General features: G+C 63.3%; 6 protein-coding genes. All 6 read right to left on the minus strand.

Translation table 11 applies throughout. The features are described from left to right. Positions 1 to 26 precede the first annotated feature (26 nt). Positions 27 to 1,220, minus strand: a complete 1,194-nt coding sequence (locus ABUA09_RS14350; RefSeq protein WP_033118129.1) for a pyridoxal phosphate-dependent aminotransferase — start codon at positions 1,218 to 1,220, stop codon at positions 27 to 29. Continuing rightward, the gene (locus ABUA09_RS14355) at positions 1,217 to 1,513 is read right to left on the minus strand and encodes a Dabb family protein (protein WP_116722102.1); all 297 of its coding nucleotides are present in this window, start codon (positions 1,511 to 1,513) and stop codon (positions 1,217 to 1,219) included. The genes ABUA09_RS14350 and ABUA09_RS14355 overlap by 4 nt, the downstream gene beginning before the upstream one ends. A gap of 179 nt (positions 1,514 to 1,692) precedes the next feature. Then, positions 1,693 to 3,864 carry a bifunctional metallophosphatase/5'-nucleotidase gene (locus ABUA09_RS14360; RefSeq protein WP_279204806.1) on the minus strand — a complete coding sequence of 724 codons (2,172 nt, stop codon included), beginning with the start codon at positions 3,862 to 3,864 and terminating at the stop codon, positions 1,693 to 1,695. A gap of 273 nt (positions 3,865 to 4,137) precedes the next feature. Further along, complete coding sequence (locus tag ABUA09_RS14365; protein ID WP_033118132.1) at positions 4,138 to 4,422, minus strand: GNAT family N-acetyltransferase; 285 nt, start codon at positions 4,420 to 4,422, stop codon at positions 4,138 to 4,140. 77 nt (positions 4,423 to 4,499) lie between these two features. Beyond that, complete coding sequence (locus tag ABUA09_RS14370) at positions 4,500 to 5,426, minus strand: GGDEF domain-containing protein (RefSeq protein ID WP_349949443.1); 927 nt, start codon at positions 5,424 to 5,426, stop codon at positions 4,500 to 4,502. Positions 5,427 to 5,513: 87 nt separating this feature from the next. Further along, positions 5,514 to 7,373, minus strand: a 1,860-nt coding sequence (locus tag ABUA09_RS14375; RefSeq protein ID WP_349949444.1) for a sensor histidine kinase, incomplete at its 5' end; no start/stop codon positions are given.

Below are 7,373 nucleotides of genomic sequence, written 5' to 3' on the forward strand. Positions count from 1 at the left end.
CCTCTTGGAACGCGGGCCGCTGCTTGTCAGTTCAGGCCGTACTCTGCCGCCAGCTTTTTGAAAAGGGGGAGGGCTTTTTGCACCGTTTCAGTGGCGGTGCAGAAGGCGATGCGGCACCAGCCGGGACAGTGGAAGTCGTCGGTGGGGGGGAAGAGAAGGTCGTAGCGTTTGGCCCGTTCACAGAAGGCGGCGGCGTCGGGCTCCGGAGATTTGACCATCAGGTAGAAGGTGCCGCCGGGCTCCACGCAGGTGTAGCCCAGCTCGGTGAGGCCGTGATAGAGGAGGTCCCGATTGGTCTGGTAGACGGTGAGGTCGGCGGTGAGTCCGTCGCACTCGGCGGCCACCCGCTGGAAGAGGCTGGGGGCGTTGACGTAGCCCAGCACCCGGCCCGCGCCGCAGATGGCGGCATACAGGGCCTCCCGGTCCGCCACCGGCTTGCCGATCAGGATATAGCCGATCCGCTCGCCGGGCAGGGAGAGAGATTTGCTGTAGGAGTAGCACACCAGCGTGTCGTCGTAGAAGTCCGGGAGCCAGGGGACGGAAAAGCCCTCGAAGACGATCTCGCGGTAGGGCTCATCGGAGATGAGATAGATGGGGTGGCCGTATTCAGCGGCCTTTCGGCGCAGAAGCTCCGCCATAGCGCTCAGGGTCTCGGCGGTATAGACCACGCCGGAGGGATTGTTGGGGGAATTCACCACTACCGCTTTGGTGTGGGAGGTGATGGCCCGCTCCAGGGCGCCCAGGTCGGGCTGAAAGGTGGCGTAGTCCGGCGGGACCACCACCGGCTCTCCGCCGTTTCCGGTGATGAAGTAGGTATACTCGGTGAAGAAGGGGGCCAGGAGGATGAACTGGTCTCCGGGGCAGGCTAAGGCCCGGAAGCAGCAGCACAGGGCCGCCGCCGCGCCCACCGTGAGGTAGAGGTCCCCGGCGTCATAGGGCCCTCCGAAGCGGCGGGTGAGGGAGGCCGCCAGCTTTTCCCGGACGCCCAGCTCTCCCTGGGCGGTGGTATAGCCATGGACGGAGGCGGCCTCCGGGCCGCTGAGCAGCTCCCGAATGAAGTCGTTGACCCGTCGGGGCGGTTCCACACTGGGATTACCCAGGGAGAAGTCCAGCACCTTCTCCGCGCCCACCTCCCGGGCACGGAGAAGGCCGTATTCCCGGATCTCACGCATAATATTGCGCTTGGAGCCCATTTGGATGAGGGATTCCGGCAGATTCATTCCGCCACCTCCAGGTCCACACAGCAGCGATCTTTCAAATGGACCTTGGCCCAGCGTTTAAAAGCCACATGAGGGGGGTAGTCCTGGTAGGCGGCCAGGGCCTCCATGCTGTCCAGGTCGCAGGAGAGGCCCACGCCGTGGGTGCCAAGCCCCTGGTCAAAGCCGATGTGGGCCGCGCGCAGGCCGGGGACGGCCCCCACCATGGCGGCGAAGGTCTCCTTGAGAAAGCGCTCGGTTTCGACCCGGTCGGCGTTTTCCTCGGCCAGATTCCAGAAGATCATATGTCGGATCATACGCTTCAACTCCTTTGCGATATTGTAGCACAGCAAAGCGGAAAAGGGAAGAGCGCGGCATACTGCGAAATGGACAAAAAAGCGGCCCGCCTCTCCAAAGGCGGGCCGCTGAAAATGCGGTGCTAGCCATGGGGGATGCCTCCGGGGCCGCCCGGCCGCGGGGCCGGAGGAGGCGGACGTCAGGCGGTGGTAATGGTGAGTACGCCGTCGGCTTCGGTGACAGAGAGTCCCAGCAGGGCGGCCAGACCCTCAGCGGTGATACAGTGATAACCGGGGGACATGAGGGCGGCGGCGACCTCCACCTGGCCATCAGCCAAGACGGAGAGGGTGGTTTCCATGAAGGCAGGGCTCATAGGAGAGTCCTGGATAGGCTCGGCCGTATAGGCCGCGCCCTTGGTGATGACCACCATCTGGCCGTTCCACTCTACATTGAAGGCAACGGAGGTGTCCTTCAGGGCAAAGGCCAGATCGCGGAGACGGTAGTAGACGGCGCCGTCGTCGATTTGGTAGGTAAAGGCGGAACCCACTACAGTGCCGTTCACCGCAACATTGCCGGCGGGCGCGGTGCTGGCGATGATGGCGTCGTAATCGGCCAGATTATAGCTCTTGTCGTAGGGGGTATCCAGCCGTCCGGCGTTCACCAGGTCGATGATCTCCTGGCGGCGGGGGTCGTCCAGGCTCAGATCTACACCCACGATCTTCCAGTTGTTGTCCACCTCGGGAGAGATGGGGGCGTGCTCGGCCAGATAGGCCACGATCATATCGCGGATGGAGTTGGAGGATTCCCACTCCTTCTTGCCTGCGATGAGGTTCTGCGCCTTCAGGGCGGAGGAATAACGGTAGTTGTTCACCGCCAGGGTCAGAGTCTGGTCGTCCTGGAGGGGCGCGCCCTTGAACATGACGTTTTTGATGCGCTCGCCCTTGGGCTGACTCAGGTCGATCTCATAGTCCACACCGGCGAACATGTCATAGAGATAGCCGGGATACTCGGGATCGAAGGAGATGTTGATGTCCCCGGGCACCCACTGGTTGTAGCACGCGGCGGCCCATTCCATGTACCCTTTGAGCTCCTTGCCGGTGACGGTGACACGATAGAGAGTGTTGTCGAACTTGTAGATGTCGAAGATATTGCCGTAATTGATGTCGCCCTCGGGCAGATCGCTGGTGTCCTTGAAGAGGGCGGCGGCGGAGACATCGGCGCCGGAATTCTCCAGTTGGACCTTGTTGATGAGGTCCATCACGGCGGTATCCTGGAGCTTCCCCTCAGGCAGACCGGCGATTTCGTCCACGGGCTGGAACTTGGCGGTGGTGGAACCCAGGGCTGCGCCGCCCTCTCCGTCCTCGCCGGAGCCGCCGCCGGTGATGAAGTCGATGGTCTTCTGGTGGGACTCCTTCACCAGCTCGATGTCGCGGAGGGCCTGGCTGGGGGTTACGCCGGTCATGTCCACGATCTCCACCGTGGCGTCGGTGACATGGTTGTTCTGATCCAGCGTGAGGTCAAAGCGGGCGATGTCACGGCCGCCGTTGCGCACGCCGCCGATGACGGTATCGCCCTGCGTCTCACTGACCACCACATGGTTGTGGGCCACCTGGAGCACATCAATCTCGGGGTTATCGTCCAGGATCTTCTGGGCGGAATCAGAACCGCCGTCTTCATCGAACTCGGCATACATGCCCATGTGGGCGGAGACCACGATCACGTCGGCGCCGTCGCCGATCTCGGCGATGGCATTCTTGACGGCGGTATTGGCGGCCTCGTAGGTACAGGCCTCCACGCCCTCCTTGCCACCGTCCCAGATGGGCACGTCGGGGGTGACCACGCCGATGACGGCTACCTTCACGCCGTCCTTCTCCACAATGGTCCAGCCCGCGCCGGTGACAAAGCCGCCGGAGGTGTCCTTGACATTGGCGGCCAGGACGGGGAACTGTGCCTGAGAAAGGATCTTCTGCATGGTGTCGATGCCCCAGTTGAACTCATGGTTGCCCAGGGTCATGGCGTCATAGCCCATGTAGTTCATGGCGGCCACGACGGGGTGGGGCTCTTCGGGAATCTTGTTGTAGATGTCGTCGGTCATAATGGTGCCCTGAATGTCATCCCCGGCGTCGATGAGGATGGTGTTCGGGTTCTCGGCGCGCACCTGTTGGATATAGGTGTACAGGCGGGCCATGCCGTTGTTGTCGGTCTCCTTGCTGTCCTCGTAGCTGAAGCCCCAGATATTGCCGTGCATATCCGAGGTGCCCAGGATGGTGATGTGCTTTTCCCCTTCGGCGGCAAAGGCCGCGGAGGGCAGCAGCGCCAGCACCATGACCAGGGCCAGCAGGACGGAGAGCAGTTTCTTGCCGTGCTTCATGTGTAGAGTCTCCTCCATTCAAAAAAGATACCTTTATTTTAGCACTGCCGGTCAGGAAATACAAGAAAGCCGGGTCCGTCCGGCACCCTCTTCTGAAAAGGCTTGGAAGGGGAAATCTGTGAGAGAAAAAGCACCGGGAGCGCCATTTGACGGTGAATAAGGCAACTTTTCAGACTGCTTAGGTTGAAGAAAGCACAGCAGCCTGCCGAAAAAGTTTTTCGGCAGGCTGGGCCGCCCCTGTTCGGGGCGCCGGGATAAATGCGGCAGGGACTTTCAGACGCTCGGGTTTTTGAGCAGGTCCTGTTCCTCGGGGTGCTGCGCAAACCATTTCACCGCGTAAGAACACACGGGAACGGCCTTGAGACCTCTGGCGCGGAAACGGTCCGCGGCGGCTTTGACCAGGTCCGCGGCGACGCCCCTCCCCTGGAGCTCAGGGGAGACATAGGTGTGATCGATGGACATGGCCCGGTCGGACCGCTGGTGAAACGTGATCTCTGCGGCCATGCGTCCGTGATCGTCGGTGAGATAAATGCGCTCGGCCTCATATCGAAATTCCATAGGGATGCCTCCGTTCCGCCGCGGATGAGGGCCCCGCGGCGTATTCTGGCAGCAGTATATCACACCCGCGCCGGTTTTCATAGCCCCCCACGATCCATCTGGAACCGGTTTTTGCCCGCACGTTTGGCCCGGTAGAGGGCGGCGTCCGCCCGGTCAAAGAGCCGGCTGTATTCTGCCGGCCCCTTACCGCAGGCGGCGCCGACGCTGCACTGGAACATGGGGTCCCCCTTCCGGCGGCACTTCAGGTTGCGGTAGAGCCCGTGAAGGGCCTCCTCAGCGGCCCGGGGAGCGGTCCCGGGCAGAAAGACCACAAACTCGTCTCCCCCATACCGTCCGCACAGGGCACCGGGCCCAAAACTGCGGGACAGGATGGCGGCAAAGGCCAGCAGGACCTGATCCCCAAAGGTGTGGCCGTAGCGGTCGTTGAACCGTTTGAAGTCGTCCAGGTCGGTCACCAACAGGGCGTAGGTCTCCTCCGGCCCGGCGGCGGAAAGGTAGGTACGGACGTCCAGGCGAAAGGCGTCCTTGTTGAGAAGGCCGGTCATGGCCTCCCGCCGGGCCTGCTCCGTCAGCGTTTGGCAGCGCTCGGAGAGCTCCGCCTCCGCCCGCCGCAGGTCGCTGAGATCCAGAAGAAAGCACTCCAGATGTACCCCCAGCGCCTCCGTGTCCACCAGACCGGCGCACAGCGTGACCCAGAGGGGGGGAAGACTCCGCCGGAGCAGGCGGTATTCCGCCTTGATCCGACCGGCAGAGGCAAGGAGGGATTCCAGCGCGGCGAGGATGCAGGGGCGGTCCTCCGGGCAGAAGAGATCGTATAGCGCGCCGCCGGAGGCCTGGATGAGGGCCTCGGCGCTCTCCCAGCCGGTCAACGCCAGCAGCCCGGGACTCAGCCGCAGCAGGGACCAGTCGGGCAGGGCCGCCGCCGCCGTGCCTCCGGGCAAAATGTCGGAAGCCGAAGGATAGACGCGCCCCTCTACAATGGCGCGGTCAATGGAATCCGCCACGATATCTCCTCCCTTTCACGTGGAATGTTACCCCACAATACCACACCGGAGGGGTCGAAGCGGCGGGAGAAGGGTCGGGACGGAAGCTCACCGGGACAGGGGGAATTCCACCTCCACGGTAAAGAGATCGGCGTCGGTGCTTACCCGCAGGGCGCCCCCGCAGGCGGCAGTGAAACTGCTGGCGATGGCCAGGCCCAAGCCGCTGCCTCCATCGGTGCGGCTCTGGTCGCCCCGGACGAACCGGGCGGTAAAATCCACGCCGGGGGGAAGCTCTGTGCGGGAGATGTTTTTGAGGCGTACCGTGGCGGCATCTTTGCCCGCATCCAGGGTCACGTAGACTCTGGAGCCCTCCAGCGAGTATTCCAGCACGTTCTGGACAAGGTTCTGAAACACGCGGTAGAGACGGTCTCCGTCGGCTGTGATCCATACGGGCGCCTCCGGGAGCTCGGTACGGAAGGTAAGGGAGCTCTGGGAGACCGCCTCGTCCATGTCGGCCAGCGTTTGGCGGAGAAGCTTCCCCAAGTCCAACCGCTCCGTGTGGAGGGAGAGCTCTCCGGAGGCGGCCTTGCTCACTTCGAACACATCCTGGACCATGACGCTGAGCCGCTGGGCTTTGTCGTTGAGGATGCGGATATAGTCCTGCACATGCTCAGGCAGGTCCTCCTCCTCACGGAGCAGCTCGGCATAGCTGATGACCGAGGTGAGGGGAGTCTTGAGATCGTGGGAGACGTTGGCGATGAGCTCTACTTTCATCCGCTCGCTCTTCATCCGCTCCTCCAGGGCGGCACGCATCCCCTGATGGATACCATTGAGGTCCTCCGCTGCCTGCCGGAGATCGGAGTCCGCAGGCAGTTCCAGCGGAGCGGTCAGGTCTCCGCTCCGGACGGCGGAAAGCCGGGCAGTGAAGGGGCCGAGCTGCCGGAGCAGGTCCCAGCCCCTGCGCAGAAGCCAGACCATGGGGGCCAGGAGCAGCAAGACGAGGGCGGTGGCCAGAAGCAGGGAAAAGAAGCGCTGGCGCCAGAAGTTAAAATAATAGAAAAGAACGTTATAAAACAACAGGTATAGGAGAAACCATGCCGCGATACTGAGCAGGAGGATACAGACCGCCGCCGCGAGCCCCCGCCGGAGGAAGCGGCGCTGAAGGGGAAGGGCGAGTTCGGCAGCGGAGAGGGCGGCGCGGAGCTTGCGGAGGGCCCGGCCGACCCGTCCCGCCAGGGCGCAGCACAGACTGTGGCGCCAGGGCTTCTCATTATGCCGCAGGTCACAGCCCGCCAGATAGAGCAGCCAGGGGTACGCCAGACAGAACGTCGCTGCTACGGCCAGAGCGGCTGCATAAGAGAAGAAAGCGCGCGCAAAGAAACCAAGGCAGAACAGCGGTGCCAGCAAAGGGGGAGCGGCGACCGCCAGGACCTTGCACTCGAACCAGACCGGTCCCGTGCGCCGGGCCAGGGCCAGGCGGGCCTCCCGGCGGGCATCCCGCCATAAAAAGGCCAGGAGCAGCAGAAGAAGGGCGAGGCCGAGCACGGCGCATTCCCCCAGGTAGAACCAGCGGGCTATGGTCAAGCCCTGCTGGAGCTCATAGAGACTGCTGTAACAGCCCCGGACGCGGACCGGCTGGGCAATGGCGGCCAGATAGACCCGGATGTCACCGTCCCCCTCTTCCGCCGGACGGTTGCTGTAACCCGGCACGTCCCAGAGGCTGTCCGGCGTATAGACGCCGTCGCCATAGATGTCCAGCGCCTCCCCGTCCTTGTGGATGGAGACGCGACCGCCGTCATAGGTCAGGGCGAAGTTGTACCCGACGGGAGGCCCGACAGCGAGCGCCGTCTCTGTGTTGCTGTACACGGTCTGCCAGGCGCCGGAGGCGGAGCGTATCATGAGCTGGCAGAGCAGATTGCTGCCCTCCTCTTCCATGGAGTACCAACTGCTCTTGTCGGGGGCGGGGGG

The organism is Intestinimonas sp. RTP31139st1_F5_RTP31139_211217, from assembly GCF_040226735.1.
Taxonomy (GTDB): Bacteria; Bacillota; Clostridia; order Oscillospirales; family Oscillospiraceae; genus Intestinimonas; species Intestinimonas butyriciproducens.